Raw genomic sequence first — 17,611 nt, 5'->3', positions numbered from 1 at the left:
GGCACACCCGCCATCTTCAGCACGTTCGGCACATGACCGCCCCCACACCCCTCGATGTGGAACGCATGGATCGTCCGCCCGTCGAGCACCCGCAACGTGTCCTCGACGGAAAGACACTCGTTCAGGCCGTCACTGTGCAACGCCACCTGAACATCGTGCTCCTCGGCCACCCGCAGCGCCGTGTCCAGAGCACGCGTATGCGCACCCATGTCCTCATGCACCTTGAAACCCGACGCCCCGCCCTCCGCCAACGCCTCCACCAACGGCGCCGCATCAGAAGACGAACCACGCCCCAGGAAACCGATGTTCACCGGCCACGCGTCGAACGCACCGAACGCATGCTTCAGAGCCCACGGCGAGTTGACGCCAACCCCCCAGACAGGACCGAACTCCTGTCCGATGATGGTGGTCACACCCGAGGCGAGGGAGGCCTCCATGATGCGGGGGGACAGCAGGTGGACATGGGTGTCCACGGCACCGGCGGTGGCGATGAGGCCCTCGCCGGAGACGATCGACGTGCCGGTGCCGACGACGATGTCGACTCCGTCGAGGGTGTCGGGGTTGCCCGCGCGCCCGATGGCATGGATCCGGCCCTCACGGATACCGATCGACACCTTGCGGATGCCCTGAACCGCGTCGATCACCAGGACGTTGCTGATCACGACGTCGCAGGTCTCGCGGACGGCCGCCGCCTTGAGGTGAAGACCGTCGCGGGCGGTCTTGCCGAACCCGGCCAGGAACTCGTCACCCGGCTTCTGCGCGTCCGACTCCACCCGGACGACCAGCCCCGAGTCACCCAGGACCACCCGGTCGCCCGCACGGGGTCCGTGCACCGATGCGTACTCGTACGGGTCCATCACGCCTCAACTCCCAGGTAGCCGCAGGCCGCGGCGCGTCGCAGGGCCTCTTCCTTCGCGCCGGGCGCGTCCAGCGGTCCGTCGACCAGACCGGCGAAACCGATGGCGACGCGCGCGCCGCCGATCGGCACGAGGCCGACCTCGGCGTCACCGCCCGGGTCGAAGCGGAAGGACGCCCCGGCGGGGATCGCGAGCCGCATGCCGTAGGCGGCGGCCCGGTCGAAGTCGAGGCGCGGATTGGCCTCGAAGAAGTGGAAGTGCGAGGTCACGCTCACCGGGACCGTCGCCGTGTTGCGGACGTGCAGGCTCAGCGCGGGCGGTTCCGCCGCCTCGGTGGGGCCGGGCAGCAGCGCGCCCGGGGCGCTCTCGCCCAGCGAGGGACCGCCGATCGGGTCGGAGACGACCGCGAGCCGCGAGCCGTCGTCGAAAACGGCCTCGACATGCACTTCGGTGACGACATCGGCCACACCCGGCAGTACGTCGTCCGGGCCGAGCACGGACCGGGCGGCGGCGATCGCCTCGGCGAGCCGCCTGCCGTCGCGGGCCGCCTCGCAGACGGTGTCCGCGATGAGGGCCGTCGCCTCCGGCACGTTGAGCCGCAGGCCCCGTGCCCGGCGGGCCCGGGCGAGCTCCGCCGCGCCGAAGAGCAGCAGCCGGTCTCGTTCCGTGGGGGTCAGTCGCACGTCCACACACCTCCTGTTTGAGCGACACTCTAAACGTTCGACGCTTCGTATCCAAGCATTGACGAACGCGTCGGTAGTGGGTCACATTGAGCGCCACTCTAAATCCTGTCCACCCGCTTGCCCCGCAGGGAGCCCCATGCCGATCGAACAGCGCGGAGTCGACACCATCCCCGAGGCGGAACGCACCAGCGGCCCGCGAGACCTGTTGGCGATCCTCCTCGGCTCGAACCTCTGCCTCGGAGTGATCGTCTTCGGCTGGCTGCCGGTCTCCTTCGGCCTCGGGCTGTGGGCGTCGGTGACCTCCGTCGTCACCGGCACGCTCGTCGGCGTCGCCGTGACCGCCCCGCTCGCCCTCGTCTCGCTGCGCACCGCGACGAACCTCTCGACCTCCAGCGGCGCCTTCTTCGGCGTCCGCGGCCGGCTCGTCGGCTCGGTCGTGGGTCTGCTGCTCTCGCTCGGCTACACGGCGCTGACGCTGTGGATCGGCGGCGACGTGGTGGTCGGAACGCTCGCCCGGCTGACCGGCGTACCGACCGGGGACACCATGCACGCGGTGGTGTACGCGGTGCTCGCCGCCTGCACGGTCGTCTTCGCGGTCTTCGGCTACGGCCTGCTGCTCCGGCTCAGCAAGGGGCTCGCGATCGGCATGACCCTGCTGCTCGGCCTCGGACTCGTCGCGTACGCGGGCGACGTCACCGCGGCCCCGGTGCCCGACACCCCGTATCTGCTCGGCTCGTTCTGGCCGACCTGGGTGCTCTCGGCGGTGGCCGCCGGTCTCAGCGGCCCGGTCGCCTTCATCACGCTGCTCGGCGACTACACCCGCTACATATCCCCCGAGCGGTACAGCCCGAAGACCGTCTGGAGGACCACCTGCGTCGGCCTGGTCCTCGGCCTGCTGATCCCTCAGCTCTTCGGTACGTACACGGCGTTGGCGGCGCGCGGCGCGCTGGACTACGCGGGCCCGCTCGTCGCGGCCTCCCCCGCCTGGTACGTGGTGCCGCTGCTGCTCGCGGCGACCGCGGGCACCGTCGGCAACGCGGGTCTGATGCTGTACTCCATGGGCCTGGACCTGGACGCGATCCTGCCGCGGGCGACCCGGGCGCGGGCGACGCTGGTGGTGGCGGCGGTGGCCACGGCCTTCGTCTTCCTCGGCCACTTCGCCTCGGACGCGCAGTCGGCGATGACGTCGTTCGTCCTGCTGCTGACGGCGATCGGTACGCCGTGGGCCGTGATCACGCTGATCGGGCACGCGCGCTGTCGCGGCGCGTACGACCCGGAGGCGCTCCAGGTGTACAACCGCCGGGCGCGGGGCGGCGCGTACTGGTTCTCGGCGGGCTGGCACCCGCGGGCCACGGCCTGCTGGGCGCTGGGCGCGACGGTGGGCCTCGCCTCGGTGTCGACCCCACTGTACGAGGGGCCGCTGCTCGCCCTGACGGGCGGGATCGACTGCAGCTTCGTGCTGTCGGGCGTGGTGGGCGGGGCGCTGTACGCGGCGCTGACGCCGCGCGTCGCGGTGGCGCCGGAGCCGGCGGCGGAGCCCGCGGTCTGAGCGGCTCCGCGCACCCGGGTGAGTGGACCCGCGTGCGCGGCGATCCCGGGGGCCGTGCCCGCCCGTTCCTCCTCGTACGGAACGGACGGCCACGGCCCCCGGGTCGGGGATGACTAGCCGAGCTGGTGCGTCCAGCCGTGGACGTCCTCGGACTTGCCCGTCTGGATCGCGAGCAGCGCGTCGCGGAGCTTCATCGTGACCTCGCCGGGCTGCCCGCCCGACTGCTGCCACTCACCGCGCGCCGACTTCACCGTGCCGACGGGCGTGATGACGGCGGCCGTACCGCAGGCGAAGACCTCGGTGAGGGTGCCGTTCTCGCTGTCGGTCTTCCACTGGTCGATGGAGACGCGGCCCTCCTCGGAGGTGTAGCCGAGGTCCTTGGCGAGCTGGAGGAGCGAGTCACGGGTGATGCCGGCGAGCAGGGAGCCCGTCAGCGTCGGGGTGACGATCCTGTCCCCGTACACGAAGTACAGGTTCATTCCGCCGAGCTCCTCGACCCACTTGTGCTCCACGGCGTCGAGGTAGGCGACCTGGTCGCAGCCCTTCTCGGCCGCCTCGGCCTGCGCCAGCAGGGAGGCCGCGTAGTTGCCGCCGGTCTTGGCGTCGCCCATGCCGCCGGGGACGGCGCGGACGCGGTCCTCCGAGAGCCAGATCGAGACGGGCTTCACGCCACCGGGGAAGTACGGTCCGGCGGGCGAGGCGATGACGCAGAAGAGGTACTCGTTCGCCGGCCGCACGCCGAGGCCGACCTCGGTCGCGATCATGAACGGACGCAGGTAGAGCGACTCCTCGCCGCCGTGGGCCGGGACCCATGCCTTGTCCTGCTGGACGAGGACGTCGCAGGCCTCGATGAAGGTCTCGACGGGCAGCTCCGGCATGGCGAGCCGATGGGCGGAGGCCTGGAAGCGCCGGGCGTTGGCGTCGGGGCGGAAGGTGGCGACGGTGCCGTCGGGACGGCGGTACGCCTTGAGACCCTCGAAGATCTCCTGGGCGTAGTGCAGGACGTTCGTGGCCGGGTCGAGCGAGAGCGGGCCGTACGGCACGAGCTGACCGTCGTGCCAGCCGCGCCCCTCGGTCCAGCGGATGGTCACCATGTGGTCGGTGAAGTGGCGGCCGAATCCGGGGTTGGCCAGGATCGCCTCGCGCTCCGCGTCGGACAGCGGGCTGGAGGAGGGCTTGAGCTCGATCGTGGGCGTCGTCATGAGTGCTAGTCCTTCACCGGTTGTGTGTGACGGACCGCGCTCACGCCGCTATCAGTGCTCTGCTAGGACGTCCGAGCTTTACCGCATGCCGCGGCCCCACGTTCGATTATCGCCCGTGGGGACCGGTGCACGAAACGGTGTGTGGCGCGGTCCAGGGTCTGATGGTGGCACCCTGCGACCGCATAGGTACAGCCGCCGGGTGCTGGTGCGACCCGGCGGCTGTGTGTGTGGCTCGTCGGGTCAGCTCGCTACGCGTACCGCGAGCGCGTCGCCGATCTCGTCCGTCGTACGGACGGAGTCGCCCCGCTCGGTCAGGTCAGCCGCGACGGCGGCCTCGATGCGGCCGGCCTCGGACTCGTAACCGAGGTGGCGCAGGAGGAGGGCGACGGAGAGCACGGTGGCCGTGGGGTCGGCCTTGCCCTGGCCCGCGATGTCCGGCGCCGAGCCGTGCACGGGCTCGAACATGGACGGGAACTCGCCGCTCGGGTTGATGTTGCCCGAGGCGGCGACGCCGATGCCGCCGGAGACGGCCGCGGCCAGGTCGGTGATGATGTCGCCGAAGAGGTTGTCGGTGACGATCACGTCGAACCGCTCGGGCTGCGTGACGAGGAAGATCGTCGCCGCGTCCACGTGCAGGTAGTCGGTGGTGACCTCGGGGAACTCCTCGGCCACCTTGTTGAAGATGTTGGTCCAGAGGTGACCCGCGTACGCCAGGACGTTGTTCTTGTGGACCAGCGTCAGCTTCTTGCGCGGGCGGGCCTGGGCGCGGGCGAAGGCGTCGCGGACGACGCGCTCGACACCGAAGGCCGTGTTGACGGAGACCTCGGTGGCGACCTCGTGCGGGGTACCGGTGCGGATCGAGCCGCCGTTGCCGGTGTACGGGCCCTCGGTGCCCTCGCGGACCACGATGAAGTCGATCTCGGGCTGGCCCTTGAGCGGGGTCGACACGCCCGGGAGCAGCTTCGAGGGACGCAGGTTGACGTGGTGGTCGAAGAGGAAGCGGAGCTTCAGCAGGAAGCCGCGCTCCAGCACACCGGACGGGACCGAGGGGTCGCCGATCGCACCGAGCAGGATCGCGTCGTGCTGCTTGAGGGCCTCGACGTCGGCGTCGGTGAGGGTCTCACCGGTCGCGTGGTAGCGCTTGGCGCCGAAGTCGAACTCCTTCGTCTCCAGCTTCACGTCCTGCGGAAGCGCGGCAGCGAGGACCTTGAGGCCCTGGGCCACGACTTCCTGTCCGATGCCGTCGCCGGGAATGACTGCGAGATTGATGCTGTGAGACATGTCGGCACCCTACTCCTCGTCCCACCGTCTGACACGCGCAGTCCATCATGTGGACCCATCCGCGCCCGACGGAACCGGAGCCCCGGGCAGGGTGCCCGGGGCCTGCACTCGGGACGTCAGTGCCCGGTGGAGCCGCCGTTGTCACGGCGGTCGAGGGCACGCTGGAGGGCGGCGGCGGCGTTCTTGCGGGCGTCGTCGCCGCTGGGGCGGACGACGGAGTGGCGGACACGGCGGGTGGTCTCAGCGGCCATGAGGGATCGACTCCTTGAGATCAGTGATGATCCGAGATCAGTGGTGATCGAAGGCGCCGGAAGGGGCGGGGAGCGGGCCCGCAGGGGTTGCCTGCACGGGGGGCATCGCGCTCACGACCGCCATTCGCTGATGGAGCGAGACGTTCGGCTCCTACAAAGCTAGGACAGGTGGCCGCATCTGTCTCCACAATTACTCGGACTTCCTACTATCTGAGACGGCGATCGGCTCACACCGGTCGGCGGACGGCCCGCAGTTCCCGGACGAGCGCCCGCACCGCGAGGGATTTCCCCAGCTCAGGGGTGGTGACATAGCCGACGGTCCGAGTCGGTCGCTCCAGGCCGAGATCGGTGATCTCCACCGAGGGCGGTGCTCCGATCAGGGAGAGTTCCGGCATCACGGCCATGCCGAAACCACTGCTCACCATCGAGAGCACCGCTCCGTCGTCCTCGGCCTCGACGGTCGCCGCGGGCAGCCACTCCTGCTCCGCCCACCATCGCCGGGTGTAGGAGGTGCAGTTCTCCGCCCAGTCGACGAGCGGCAGCGAGCGCGGCGACGGATGCCCGGCCGGATGCACCAGCGCGTACGCCTCCTCCACCAGCACGCCCCCGACGAGCCGCGGCGGTACGGGAGAGGTCGTCCCGATCGTCGCGATGCCGAGGTCCGCCCGCCCGTCCAGGACTTCGCCGGCCGTCCCGCGCCCCACCTCCCGTACGATCCGCACCTCCGGGACGAGCTCCGGGTGCAGGGCGGCGAGCCGCTCCAGGGCGCGCGGCAGCAGATGCAGGGCGGCGCTACGGAAGGCGGCGATCCGCAGCGGCCCGGCGACGGTACCGCTCCCGGCCCCGCGCACCTCCGCGGCCATCACCTCCAGGAGCCGCAGCACGCGCCGGGCATGGGCCAGGGCCCGCTCCCCGGCAGCGGTGGGCGTGGCCCCGCTGCGCCCCCGGTCGAAGAGGACAGCGCCGAGCTTGCGCTCGCTGGTCCGTACGGAGTGGGAGACGGCGGACTGGGTCGTGCCGAGCGCCCGGGCGGCGGCCGAGAAGCCGCGCTCGCTCCCGACGGCGAGGAGAACGCGCAACTCGTGCGGCGCGAGGTCGATCATCGGGCTTCCACCTCGGAGTATGAGGAACTTCGATGGATCGGGGCGATCCATCGGAGCAACCTACTGCCCGGCCGCCGGATTCCTTCCTACGGTCTCCCCCATGACGCACAGCACCATGATCACCGTCCACCAGACCGCACGTCCGGACGGCTTCCCCACCGCCGGCCACTTCGCCTTCGTGGAGGCCCCGGTCCCCTCCCCGGCGCCCGGCACCGCGCTCGTCGAGAACCTCCTCTGGTCCGTGGACCCGTACCACCGCGAGGCGATGGACGGGGACGCCCTGTGGACCCTCGGCTCCCCCATGGAGGGCCGCACCCTGGGCCGTGTCCTGGCCTCCCGCACCCCCGCGCTCTCCGCCGGCGACCTGGTCCTGCACCGCAAGGGCTGGCGCACGCACTCCCTCGTCGCGCCCGACGAGGTGCGCGCCGTCCCCGACTTCGAGGGCGTTCCGCTCACCGCGCATCTGAGCGTCCTGGGCGGCACGGGCCTCTCGGCGTACGTCGGCCTGACCCGGATCGCCCGGCTCCAGCCGGGCGAGGACCTGTTCGTCTCCGCCGCCGCGGGCGGGGTCGGCACGGCGGCCGGCCGTTTCGCCCGGCTGCTGGGCGCCGGACGGCTCGTCGGCAGCGCGGGTTCGGCACGGAAGGTCGCGTACCTGACGCAGGAGGCGGGCTTCGACGCGGCCTTCGACTATCACGACGGGCCGGTGGCGGAACTGCTCGCGAAGGCGGCGCCGGAGGGTCTGGACGCGGTGCTCGACGGGGTGGGCGGGGACCATCTGGAGGCGGCGATCGCCTCGCTGCGGGAGCACGGCCGGATCGCCTGGGTCGGCGCCGTCGCGCAGTACCACGCGCTCTCCGCTCCCCCGCCGGCCCCGCGCAACCTCTTCGACCTGGTGGAGAAGAGCATCCGCCTCGAGGGCTTCCTGGTCTCCCACCACGCGGACGCTCAGCAGGAGTTGTACGACTTCGCCGTGCCGCATCTGCGCAGCGGCCGGCTGCCGCTCGACGTGACGGTGGTGAACGGCTTCGAGCACATCGTGGACGCGTTCCTGGGGATGCTGCGCGGCGAGAACATCGGCAAGATGCTGGTGTCCCGATCCAGCTAGCATCGCCATCTAGGTTGCATTCCTACCTAGCTGGTGATGGAATACAGCCATGGCCGCAGACCGCAGATCAAGTTGGCTCAAGGGCGTCCTGGACCTCCTCGTCCTCTCCTGCCTCACGGAGGGCGAGAGCTACGGATACGAGATCTCCAAGGCACTCGCCGAGGCGGGGCTCGGGGAGATCAAGGGCGGGACCCTCTATCCCGTACTGAACCGGCTGGAGGAGGCCGGGCTGGTGGAGGCCGAGTTCCGGGCCGCGGAGCGGGGACCGGGGCGCCGCTACTACCGCCTCACCGAGCAGGGCCGGAGCCACCTCACCACCGAGAGCGGGGCGTGGCTGACCTTCCACACCGCCGTACAGACCATGCTGAAGACCGGGGGAACACGATGAACACCGAGCCGAGCGCGTACTTCGACGAGCTGACCGCCGCGCTGCGCGGGGCCGGCGTACCGGCGGAACAGATCGCCTCCACCGTCGCCGAGCTGCGCGGACACCTCTCCGACACGGGCACGTCGCCGGAGGAGGAGTTCGGCCCGGCCGCCGGCTTCGCGGCGCGACTGGGCGGCACGGCGCCGGTGGCGGCCGAGCCCGCCGAGCAGGCCGAGACCTGGCTCTGGACGGCGGACATCTACAACGACCGGCGCCTGCTCGACCTCCACGGCGACCAGGGCTGGGAGGTCGAGGGGCTCGACACGCTCGGCCGGTTCATGTGCAGGCGCACACCCGGGGCCGCGCTGCGCTGGGAGTACCGCCGTGAGCTGATCAACGGGAAGCGGCGCGACCCGGTGCTGGAGCGACTGACGCCTGAGGGGTGGGAGCTGTGCGGGGAGTGGATGCTCTTCGCCTACTTCAAGCGCCCGAAGGCGGCGAGCGAGGGGCCGGCCGCGGCTCTCGGCACGCTGCCCGAGCGGCCCGGCCGATGGCTCTTCCTCAGCCGCAAGGGCAAGGCGCTGCTCGCGGTCTGGCTGATCATGGTCCTCGCCGCGGTCGTGGCGACCACCGTCGGCGCCTTCGACCTGCCGCCCTACACGGCGCTCTTCGCCGCACTGTTCGGCGCGGCAGGCGGGGCGATCGGCCTGCGCCGGGACGCCGCCAAGGGCTGCCGGGGCTGAGTCCGACACCATCCCCGCTAACCACTTAACTCTCATTGACAGGTTAGAGCCGCGCCTGCTTCACTCTCACCGTCAACCAGTCAGAGCACATTGAGGGGTTAGTGATGACGTCTCCGCTGCAGCCGGTCCACCACCGCACCGTCACCGTCCGCGGCCATGAGATCCACTACCGGGAGGCCGGCCCCGTCGACGCACCCGTCCTGCTTCTGCTGCACGGCTTCCCCACCAGCTCGCACATGTTCCGCGACCTGATCCCGCGGCTCGCCGACCGGTTCCGGCTGATCGCCCCCGACCATGTCGGCTTCGGCCGCAGCGCGGCGCCGCCGGCGGAGGAGTTCGACTACACCTTCGCCGAACTGGCGGCCGTCACGGCCGAGTTCACCGAGGCCCTCGGCCTGGACCGGTTCGCGCTCTACATCCAGGACTACGGCGCCCCCATCGGTCTGCGCCTCGCCCTCGCCCACCCCGAGCGCGTCACCGCGATCGTCACCCAGAACGGCAACGCGTACGAGGAGGGCCTCGGTGACGAGGCCTGGGCGCCGGTCCTCGCGATGATCGCCGACAGGACCCCCGAGACCGAGGAGCCCGTACGCTCCATCCGCTCGCTCGACGGCATCCGATGGCAGTACGAGACGGGCGTCCCGGCCGAGCTCCGCGACCTGCTCAGCCCCGACGCCTGGCACCACGACGCCGCCCTGATGGCCCGGGACGGCCAGGACGCGATCCAGCTCGGCCTGATCGGCGACTACGGTTCCAACTTCGCCCTCTACCCCGCCTTCCAGGAGTACTTCCGCACCACGCAGGTCCCCCTGCTGGCCGTCTGGGGCGAGGGCGACGAGGTCTTCGTACCGGCGGGCGCGAAGGCCTTCCTCGGCGACCTTCCGGACGCGGAGGTCCACCTCCTGCCGACGGGCCACTTCGCCCTGGAGACCCACGCGCCGCGGATCGCCGAGCTGATCGCGGACTTCCTCGCGCGGCGCGTCCCCGTCAGGCCGTAGCCTTCTCCAGATCGCGGACCATCCGCTCCATCCAGTCGGTGAACTCCGCTCGGCCGCGAGCCTCGTCCCCGCACATGGCCGCGACCTGTCCGTCCGTGATCCGGTCGGGTCCCGACACGGTCAGCAGCCGGTGCAGCTCCTTCATCAGGGACGTCATCCGCACCGCGTCGAGGTGGTCGATCGCGTCGACCCCGTGCCCGGGGCCGAGCGTCGTCGAACCAGGCATGTCGTACCTCCTCGCCGAACCCCCTCCCAGCAGCGTAAGCCCCGCGCATGAGAACCGCCCCCGTCCTGGTTTGGGGGTCCAGGAGGGGGGCGGTGTCAGGGGTGGGCCTCAGGGAGGCCCGGGGGGCGTCAGCCCAGGGGGGCGTCAGCCCATGTGGGGGTAGCCGTACTCGGTCGGCGGGACCAGCGTCTCCTTGATCGCGCGGGTCAGCGTCCAGCGCATCAGGTTCTGCGGGGCGCCCGCCTTGTCGTTCGTACCCGAGGCGCGGCCGCCGCCGAAGGGCTGCTGGCCGACGACGGCACCGGTCGACTTGTCGTTGATGTAGAAGTTGCCCGCGGCGAAGCGGAGCTTCTCCATCGTGTACGCCGTGGCGGCACGGTCGCCGGAGATGACCGAGCCGGTCAGCGCGTAGTCCGAGGCCGACTCCATCTGGGTCAGCATCTCGTCGTACTTGTCGTCCTCGTAGACGTGGATCGCGAGGATCGGGCCGAAGTACTCGGTCGTGAAGACCTCGTTCTCCGGGTCGGTGCACTCGATGACGGTCGGGCGGACGAAGTAGCCCTCCGAGTCGTCGTACGTGCCTCCGGCGACGATCGTGCAGGTCTCGTCGGCCTTCGCACGGTCGATCGCGGCCTTGTTCTTGGCGAACGAACGCTCGTCGATGACGGCGCCGATGAAGTTCGTCAGGTCGGTGACGTCACCCATCTTGATGCCGTCGACCTCGGCCGCGAACTCCTCCTTGAAGCCCGAGTTCCAGAGGGAGGCCGGGACGTACGCACGCGAGGACGCGGAGCACTTCTGGCCCTGGAACTCGAAGGAGCCGCGGGTCAGCGCGGTCTTCAGGATCGCGCGGTCGGCGCTCGGGTGGGCGACGACGAAGTCCTTGCCGCCGGTCTCGCCGACGATCCGCGGGTACGAGCGGTAGGACTCGATGTTGTTGCCGACCGTCTTCCACAGGTGCTGGAAGGTCTTGGTCGAACCGGTGAAGTGGATGCCGGCCAGGTCGCGGTGGTTCAGGGCCACCTCGGAGACGGCGATGCCGTCGCCCGTCACCAGGTTGATGACGCCCTTCGGCAGACCGGCCTCCTCCAGGAGCTCCATGAGGAGCACGGCGGAGTGGGTCTGGGTCGGGGACGGCTTCCAGACCACCACGTTGCCCATGAGGGCGGGGGCGGTGGGCAGGTTGCCCGCGATGGCCGTGAAGTTGAACGGCGTGATCGCGTAGACGAAGCCCTCGAGCGGGCGGTGGTCGAGGCGGTTCCACACGCCGGGCGAGTTCGCCGGCGGCTGCTCGGCCAGGATCTGGCGGGCGTACGCCACGTTGAAGCGCCAGAAGTCGACGAGCTCGCAGGGGGTGTCGATCTCGGCCTGCTGCGCGGTCTTGGACTGGCCCAGCATGGTGGACGCGGCCAGCGTCTCGCGCCAGGGGCCGGCCAGCAGCTCGGCGGCGCGCAGGATGATCGCGGCGCGGTCGTCGAAGGACATCGCGCGCCAGGCCGGGGCGGCGGCCAGGGCGGCGTCGATGGCGTCCTGGGCGTCCTGCTGGGTGGCGCCCGCGAAGGTGCCGATGACGGACTTGTGGTTGTGCGGCTGCACGACGTCGACGCGCTCGCCGCCGCCCATGCGCTTGACGCCGCCGATGGTCATCGGCAGGTCGCGCGGGTTGTCGGCCAGCTCCTTGAGCTTGGCCTCCAGACGGGCACGCTCGGCGGAACCGGGGGCGTAGCTGTGCACCGGCTCGTTGACCGGAGCGGGGACCTGGGTCACAGCGTCCATGAGTCTCGTAACTCCTTTTGAGGGGTGGGCTCAGCCCTTGGTGAGGATGGAGCGGACGAAGAAGAGGAGGTTGGCCGGCTTCTCCGCGAGGCGGCGCATGAAGTAGCCGTACCAGTCGGTGCCGTACGCGGTGTAGACACGCATGCGGTGCCCCTCGGCGGCGAGACGGTTCTGCTCCTCGCTGCGGATGCCGTACAGCATCTGGAACTCGTACTCGTCCAGCTTGCGCCCCGCACGGCGGGCGAGCTCCTGGCCGATGGAGATCAGCCGGGGGTCGTGGGAGCCGATCATCGGGTAGCCCTCGCCCTCCATCAGGATCTTCATGATCCGGACGTAGGCCCTGTCGATCTCGGGCTTGTCCTGGATGGCGACGGAGGCGGGCTCCTTGTAGGCGCCCTTCACGATCCGGACCCGGGAGCCGTCGGCGGCGAGGCGGCGGGCGTCCTCCTCGGTCCGGAAGAGGTAGGCCTGGATGACGCAGCCGGTCTGCGGGAAGTCCTTCCGCAGCTCCTGGTGGATGGCGAACATCGAGTCGAGGGTGGTGTGGTCCTCGGCGTCCAGGGTGACCGTGGTGCCGATCTCGGCGGCGGCCGCGACGACCGGGCGGACGTTGGCGAGGGCGAGCTCGTGGCCGCCCTCCAGTGCTTGTCCGAACATCGAGAGCTTCACGGACATCTCGGCGCGCTCGCCGAGGCCCAGCTCCTTCAGGCGGCCGATGAGCTCCAGGTAGGCGTCGCGCGCGGCGTGGGACTGCTCGACGGTGGTGATGTCCTCGCCGACGACGTCGAGGGTGACCTCCAGGCCGCGGCCGGTGATGTCCTGGACGATCGGGATGACGTGGTCGACCGTCTCACCGGCGATGAACCGGTCCACGACCTGCTTGGTCCCGGGGGCGGCCGACACGAAACGGCGCATCTTGTCGCTGCGGGACGCGGCGAGGATCACGGGACCCAGCACGGGGACCTCCAGAAGGGCAGGGTGACGAAGGGTGCCTACCCGAACTTTCGTAAGCAATCGGGAACAGCACGGAGAACCACCGTGAAACCTAAGGATCGCTCCGATCCTCTGCCATCGACAGCTGTCACGCATCCGTGCGCGGCATCTCATACAAATGTCTGAAGGGGTGCGAGAATGGCGCCGTGAAGGGCGATTACCAAGAACTGGTGGACGAGATCTCCGCGCTTCTGGGAGCACCGGCGACGCTGGAGAACCGTGACTTCGGGCTGATCGCCTTCGGCGCCCACGACAGCGACGACGACGCGGCGATGGACCCGGTCCGGACACGGTCGATCCTGACCCGGAAGTCGACGCCGGCGGTCCGCGCCTGGTTCGAGGGGTTCGGCATCACCCGGGCGACGGGCCCGGTACGGATCCCGGCGGCCCCGGACGCCGGGGTGTTCCGGGACCGGATCTGTCTTCCCGTACGGCATCGGGGCGTCGTCCTCGGGTACGTCTGGCTGCTGGACGCCGAGCCCCATCCCACGCACGCCCAGCTCACGGCGGCCATGGAGGTCGCCACCCGCATCGGTGGCCTGCTCGCGGACGAGGAGCGCGCGGGCTCGGACCTCTCCCGCGAGCTGCGGGCGGCCCTGACGGCGGAGCGCGGCTGGCAGTACGACATGGCGCTCGCGGCGCTGCGCACGGCCCTGGGCCCGGACGCGGACGGGCTGCACGCGATGGTCTGCGTGGCGCCCTGGCCGGGCGAGGACAGCCCGTCGCCCCGTACGGTCCCGGCCGCCGCTGCTCTGTGCACCGTGCCGTGGCACCTCCCGCCGGCCCAGGCGGTGCGCGGCGGGACCACGGAGCCGGCCGGGGCCCGGGAGGCGCGCGGCGGCCGGGCCTCGGGCGGAGGCCGGGCCTCGGGCGCGAGCCGGGCCTCCGGCGGGGGTTCGGAAGCGCGTGGGGCCGGGGAGGCGGAGGGGGCGACCTCGGAGCTCGGCGGAACCTCGGGACTCGGCGGCGAGGGTGCCTGGGCGCTCGGCGTGCTGGTGCGGCTGCGGGCGGCGGACAACCTCGCGCCCGCCGCCTCCGCCGCCGGGCGGCTGCGGGACGCCGCGGGCGCGGGGGCCGTCGCCGGTGTCGCGCTCCCGCGCCGCGGGCTCGCCGACCTGGACACCGCCTGGAGCGAGGCCTCGGCGGGTGCGCGGGCGGCGACGGCCCAGCCGGCGCTCGGCCCGCTCGCCGAGTGGTCCGCCATCGGGCCGTACCGCCTGCTCACCGCGCTCCCCCGGACCGCCCCGGACCCGGCGGTCCGCGCCCTGCTCGGCGCCGCGCACAGCGAACTGGCCCACACCGCCGAGGTGTTCCTCGACCACGCGGGCCAGGCGGGCCGCACGGCGGCCGCGCTCGGCATCCACCGCCAGACGCTCTACTACCGCCTCTCGCGCGTCGAACAGCTGACGGGCCTCGACCTGGACGCGGGCGAGGACCGCCTGCTGCTGCACATGGCACTCAAGGCGGCCCGGCTCTGAACACGGGCCGCCCCGGACCGGTTTGTAGGATCTCCCCATGACCACGGGGAGTTGGGCGGCGCCGACGTACACCGAGCAGCTGCTGTACCAGGCACGCGGGGACCGGGCGGCCGTTCTCGACGCTCTCGGGCGAACCCGCCTCTACGTGCTCCTCCCGCGGCTCCACGCCGACGCGCCCGGCTACACCCCGCCGCTCCCCAGCCGCCGTGACAAGGCCGCCCGGCGCACCGTCGTACCGGTGCTGACCGAGGGCATGCTGCCGGCGTGGCACCCGGAGTGGGTCTTCAAACAGACCACGATCGACCGCCTCGCCGCCGCCTGGCCGAACGACCGGTGGTGGCTCGACGTCAACTCCGGCACCCCGTGCGCGCAGACCCTGCCCGCCAGACCCTCGGACCGGCGGGCCTGGCAGGAGGCCGGCACGCAGGGCGGAGGACCCGCCCGGCTGCGCCTGCTCACCCACGCCGGAGAGCATCTGCACGGGCCGGTCGCGCACGCCCTCGCGCTCGGCGCGCACCTCGCCGTGCTCAACGGCCTGGTGTGGAACCGGCTCGGCGCCCAGTACGAGGACTACCCCACCGACGTCTCCCGGCTGCGCCGTCCCTGGGCCGTCCACCACCGCGCGGACTTCCGGGACAAGGTGCGGACCCTGATCGCCACCCGCCTCGTCGGCCGGGTCCCCGAGGCCGTCCTCGGGGTCCGGCGCCGTCTCACCGCGCGGCTGGGCGGCCCGCCCACCGACGAGCAGTGGGCGGCGGCGGTCACCGAGACGTTCCAGCGGGAGGACCCCTACGGCGAGGACCGGGCCGAGGCGGTGGAGTTCCTTCGCCGGATCACCCACTACGAGGGGCGGTTCCGCGTCGACGGCCTCCTCCCGCCGGGCGGCCGGGTCGACACCCTCGCCGCCTTCGACCACGGCCGCGCCGTCAACGTCGTACGGCTGGCGCTCGGCGCGCGCTACTGCGATCCGCAGGAGGCGGAGCAGTCCGTCCTGAGCGTCCTCGACGCCGCCCGGCGCGCCTACGGCTCCTGGGAGGAGTTCTCGCTCGGCTACGTGCTGGCCCGGCTGATCCACTTCGACGAGGGTGACCCCGAGCCGATGTACCGGGAATCCCTCACCCTCCACCGCACGCTCACGCAGGACGCGTCGAGCCCCTACCGGAACATCCCGTGGTCATGAGCCCTCGCCGCCCGCCCGCACCGCAGGGCGCCCCCTGGATCCCGCCGTCCGAGACCGAGCAGCTGCTGTACGAGGCGGGACAGCGCGGCGATTTCGCGGGACAGGTCCGCGTCCTGGCCGGGGCCGAGCTCTTCATCGCCGCCCCCAAGGCCGAGGTGGACGCCGACCCGGACACCGTCTGGTGGCGCCCCCAGCAGGCGGCCAAGGGGCTCGTCGTGCGGCCGGTCCTGACGCGCGGGATGCTGCCGCCCTGGCATCCGGAGTGGGTCTTCCACCAGGTCACCCTGCGCTGGGCCGCCGAGTTCGGCTGGCGCGACCCCCGGGTTCTCCTCTCGGTCAACGGCGGCACCCCCGGCCAGTTGCTGCTGCCCGCCACGCCCGAGCACCGCGCGGGGTGGCTGCGGGTGTACGCCGAGAAGGAGCGGGGTCCTGGCGACCGGTTCGTCGCACTGCGGCACGGCCCCCTGCACGGCCCGCTCGCCTTCGGCCTCGCCTGCGGCGCCCATCTGGCGTTCGGCAACGGCGTCCCGTGGAACGACGTGGGCTCGGCCTACATGGGGTACACCACCATCCTCGACACGCTCCGCGACGGGTGGGACGTCACCGACCGCGCGGGCTGGCGCAAGGAGCTGGACGCCCTGCTCGACGGGCGCAACAGCCCGCCGGAGCCGGACTTCGCCCTCCGGGTCCGCGAGGAGCTGCGGGCCGCCCGTGGAGCGGTGCCCTCGCCGGACGAATGGCGCGAGACGGCCGCCGGGCACGCCCAGGACCTGGGCGCGAGCCCGGTGACGGTGCGGCACATCGAGGCGCTGGTGCGCCGCATCCTGCGCTACGAGGCCCGGTTCCGGGCCGACGGGCTGCTGGCGCCGGACGGGCGGGTGCGCAAGACGGTCGCGTACGACTACGGCCGGGCGGTGAACGTGGCCCGCTGGGGTCTGACGGCCCGGTTCTGCGCGCCCCCGGAGGCGGAACAGGCCGTCGTCCACGCGGGTGCGCTCGCCCGTTCGGCGTACGGGTCGTGGGAGGAGTACTCGGCGGGGTACGCGCTGGGGCGGGTGCTGCGCTTCGACGGGGAGGAGTACGGCTCCTACCACGAGGACAACGTGGCCGCCCACCGTGTCCTGACGGAGCACGAGGGCAGCCCCTGGCGGAACATCCCGTGGCGCTGAGGCGTGGCGCCGCGCCGGCTCCGGGCGTATCCCGCGCCATCACTCCCCCATCAGCACCTTGAGCCCTTCGGTCAGGTCGTCGGCCGTGGGGGCCGTCTCCGGGTCCACCATCCACTGGATCATCACGCCCGTCGCCAGGGCCTGACAGAGGAGCCCCGCGACCCGGGCCTTCTCCGGGTCGGCCTCCGGGTCCAGGCCGAGGAACATCTCGGCCATCCCCAGCCGGCCCTCGCGCTGCGGGTCCTTGATGGCCTCGCGGAGCTTCTCGTCGTCGTCGAGGCGGGTGACGACCTCGGTCTGGAGCTTCCAGACCGGGCGGCTGGCGTCGGCGGCGGCGATGACCTGCTCCCAGACGCCGTGGAAGCGCTCGTACGGGTCGGCGGGGAGCGTCGCGTCGCCCTCACCGCTCCCGGCCGTGCCCACCCGGTTGCCCCACTCCTCCGTGAGCGCGAGGAACGCCTGCTGGAGCAGGGCCTCCTTGGAGCCGTAGTGGTAGCCGATGGAGGCCAGGTTGGTGCCCGAGGCGGCGACGATGTCGCGGGCCGTGGTGCGGGCGTACCCCTTCTCCAGGAGGCAGCGCTTGGCGCCGTCCAGCAGGTCTTCCTTGTGTCCCATGACAGCACTGTACCCGGCGGCTAGACAATCGT

Annotated in this window: 18 protein-coding genes; 8 read left to right on the top strand and 10 right to left on the bottom strand. The window is 71.7% G+C overall.

The window, feature by feature from the left end; translation table 11 throughout:
- Both ACFVGW_RS34940 and ureA read right to left on the bottom strand, forming a co-directional pair.
- Nucleotides 1-857 (bottom strand): urease subunit alpha (locus ACFVGW_RS34940; RefSeq protein ID WP_385854821.1); only part of this gene is annotated, 857 nt, incomplete at its 3' end.
- Nucleotides 857-1,540 (bottom strand): urease subunit gamma, encoded by a 684-nt coding sequence (gene ureA / locus ACFVGW_RS34935; protein ID WP_385854820.1) that lies wholly within the window; start codon nucleotides 1,538-1,540, stop codon nucleotides 857-859. The genes ureA and ACFVGW_RS34940, both read right to left, overlap by 1 nt.
- Before the next feature lie 136 nt (nucleotides 1,541-1,676).
- Here ureA and ACFVGW_RS34930 point away from each other — a divergent pair, with 136 nt between their 5' ends.
- Nucleotides 1,677-3,089: a cytosine permease gene (locus ACFVGW_RS34930; RefSeq protein ID WP_385854819.1), complete on the top strand. Its 1,413-nt coding sequence runs from the start codon at nucleotides 1,677-1,679 to the stop codon at nucleotides 3,087-3,089.
- Nucleotides 3,090-3,202: 113 nt separating this feature from the next.
- Here ACFVGW_RS34930 and ACFVGW_RS34925 read toward each other — a convergent pair whose 3' ends face one another.
- From ACFVGW_RS34925 to ACFVGW_RS34910, 4 genes are all read right to left on the bottom strand, one after another.
- Nucleotides 3,203-4,291, bottom strand: a complete 1,089-nt coding sequence (locus tag ACFVGW_RS34925) for a branched-chain amino acid aminotransferase (protein ID WP_385854818.1) — start codon at nucleotides 4,289-4,291, stop codon at nucleotides 3,203-3,205.
- 240 nt (nucleotides 4,292-4,531) lie between these two features.
- Nucleotides 4,532-5,572 (bottom strand): 3-isopropylmalate dehydrogenase, encoded by a 1,041-nt coding sequence (locus ACFVGW_RS34920; protein WP_385854817.1) that lies wholly within the window; start codon nucleotides 5,570-5,572, stop codon nucleotides 4,532-4,534.
- Between the two features lie 116 nt (nucleotides 5,573-5,688).
- Nucleotides 5,689-5,823 (bottom strand): hypothetical protein, encoded by a 135-nt coding sequence (locus ACFVGW_RS34915; RefSeq protein ID WP_352191220.1) that lies wholly within the window; start codon nucleotides 5,821-5,823, stop codon nucleotides 5,689-5,691.
- Nucleotides 5,824-6,050: 227 nt separating this feature from the next.
- Nucleotides 6,051-6,926, bottom strand: coding sequence for a LysR family transcriptional regulator (locus ACFVGW_RS34910; RefSeq protein WP_385854816.1), 876 nt, complete (start codon nucleotides 6,924-6,926; stop codon nucleotides 6,051-6,053).
- A gap of 100 nt (nucleotides 6,927-7,026) precedes the next feature.
- On the opposite strand from ACFVGW_RS34910, the gene ACFVGW_RS34905 reads away from it, so the two are divergent.
- The 4 genes from ACFVGW_RS34905 (at nucleotide 7,027) to ACFVGW_RS34890 (ending at nucleotide 10,142) form a co-directional block, all read left to right on the top strand.
- Entirely contained in the window at nucleotides 7,027-8,034 is a 1,008-nt protein-coding gene (locus ACFVGW_RS34905; RefSeq protein ID WP_385854815.1) for a zinc-binding dehydrogenase, read from the top strand.
- A 49-nt stretch (nucleotides 8,035-8,083) separates the two neighbouring features.
- On the top strand, nucleotides 8,084-8,422 hold the full coding sequence (locus tag ACFVGW_RS34900; RefSeq protein ID WP_352191223.1) for a PadR family transcriptional regulator: 339 nt from the start codon (nucleotides 8,084-8,086) through the stop codon (nucleotides 8,420-8,422).
- Entirely contained in the window at nucleotides 8,419-9,144 is a 726-nt protein-coding gene (locus tag ACFVGW_RS34895; protein ID WP_385854814.1) for a hypothetical protein, read from the top strand. Before ACFVGW_RS34900 ends, ACFVGW_RS34895 begins: the two co-directional genes overlap by 4 nt.
- Nucleotides 9,145-9,248: 104 nt before the next feature.
- Nucleotides 9,249-10,142 carry an alpha/beta fold hydrolase gene (locus ACFVGW_RS34890; protein WP_385854813.1) on the top strand — a complete coding sequence of 298 codons (894 nt, stop codon included), beginning with the start codon at nucleotides 9,249-9,251 and terminating at the stop codon, nucleotides 10,140-10,142.
- Here ACFVGW_RS34890 and ACFVGW_RS34885 read toward each other — a convergent pair.
- The 3 genes from ACFVGW_RS34885 to ACFVGW_RS34875 all read right to left on the bottom strand — a co-directional run bounded on the left by ACFVGW_RS34885 (nucleotide 10,132) and on the right by ACFVGW_RS34875 (nucleotide 13,101).
- Entirely contained in the window at nucleotides 10,132-10,368 is a 237-nt protein-coding gene (locus ACFVGW_RS34885) for a hypothetical protein (RefSeq protein ID WP_352191226.1), read from the bottom strand. The genes ACFVGW_RS34890 and ACFVGW_RS34885 overlap by 11 nt on opposite strands.
- Nucleotides 10,369-10,512: 144 nt before the next feature.
- The gene (gene pruA, locus ACFVGW_RS34880; protein ID WP_352191227.1) at nucleotides 10,513-12,144 is read right to left on the bottom strand and encodes an L-glutamate gamma-semialdehyde dehydrogenase; all 1,632 of its coding nucleotides are present in this window, start codon (nucleotides 12,142-12,144) and stop codon (nucleotides 10,513-10,515) included.
- Nucleotides 12,145-12,174: 30 nt separating this feature from the next.
- Nucleotides 12,175-13,101: a proline dehydrogenase family protein gene (locus tag ACFVGW_RS34875; protein ID WP_385854812.1), complete on the bottom strand. Its 927-nt coding sequence runs from the start codon at nucleotides 13,099-13,101 to the stop codon at nucleotides 12,175-12,177.
- 182 nt (nucleotides 13,102-13,283) lie between these two features.
- On the opposite strand from ACFVGW_RS34875, the gene ACFVGW_RS34870 reads away from it, so the two are divergent.
- Genes ACFVGW_RS34870 through ACFVGW_RS34860 form a run of 3 tightly spaced genes read left to right on the top strand, consistent with a single transcriptional unit; the run spans nucleotide 13,284 to nucleotide 16,964 of the window.
- Nucleotides 13,284-14,615, top strand: coding sequence for a PucR family transcriptional regulator (locus ACFVGW_RS34870; RefSeq protein WP_385854811.1), 1,332 nt, complete (start codon nucleotides 13,284-13,286; stop codon nucleotides 14,613-14,615).
- Nucleotides 14,616-14,652: 37 nt separating this feature from the next.
- A complete protein-coding gene (locus ACFVGW_RS34865; protein ID WP_385854810.1) occupies nucleotides 14,653-15,795 on the top strand; it encodes a DUF1266 domain-containing protein in 1,143 nt (380 codons plus the stop codon).
- Nucleotides 15,792-16,964 carry a DUF1266 domain-containing protein gene (locus ACFVGW_RS34860; RefSeq protein WP_385854809.1) on the top strand — a complete coding sequence of 391 codons (1,173 nt, stop codon included), beginning with the start codon at nucleotides 15,792-15,794 and terminating at the stop codon, nucleotides 16,962-16,964. The genes ACFVGW_RS34865 and ACFVGW_RS34860 overlap by 4 nt, the downstream gene beginning before the upstream one ends.
- Nucleotides 16,965-17,003: 39 nt before the next feature.
- Here the strand turns inward: ACFVGW_RS34860 and ACFVGW_RS34855 are convergent, their stop codons facing one another.
- Entirely contained in the window at nucleotides 17,004-17,579 is a 576-nt protein-coding gene (locus ACFVGW_RS34855; protein WP_385854808.1) for a TetR/AcrR family transcriptional regulator, read from the bottom strand.
- Nucleotides 17,580-17,611: the final 32 nt, after the last annotated feature.

Source organism: Streptomyces sp. NPDC127129 (genome assembly GCF_042671585.1).
GTDB lineage: Bacteria > Actinomycetota > Actinomycetes > Streptomycetales > Streptomycetaceae > Streptomyces.
The sequence above is the reverse complement of the archived record's forward strand: the minus strand, read 5'-3'. Positions and strand labels throughout refer to the sequence as shown.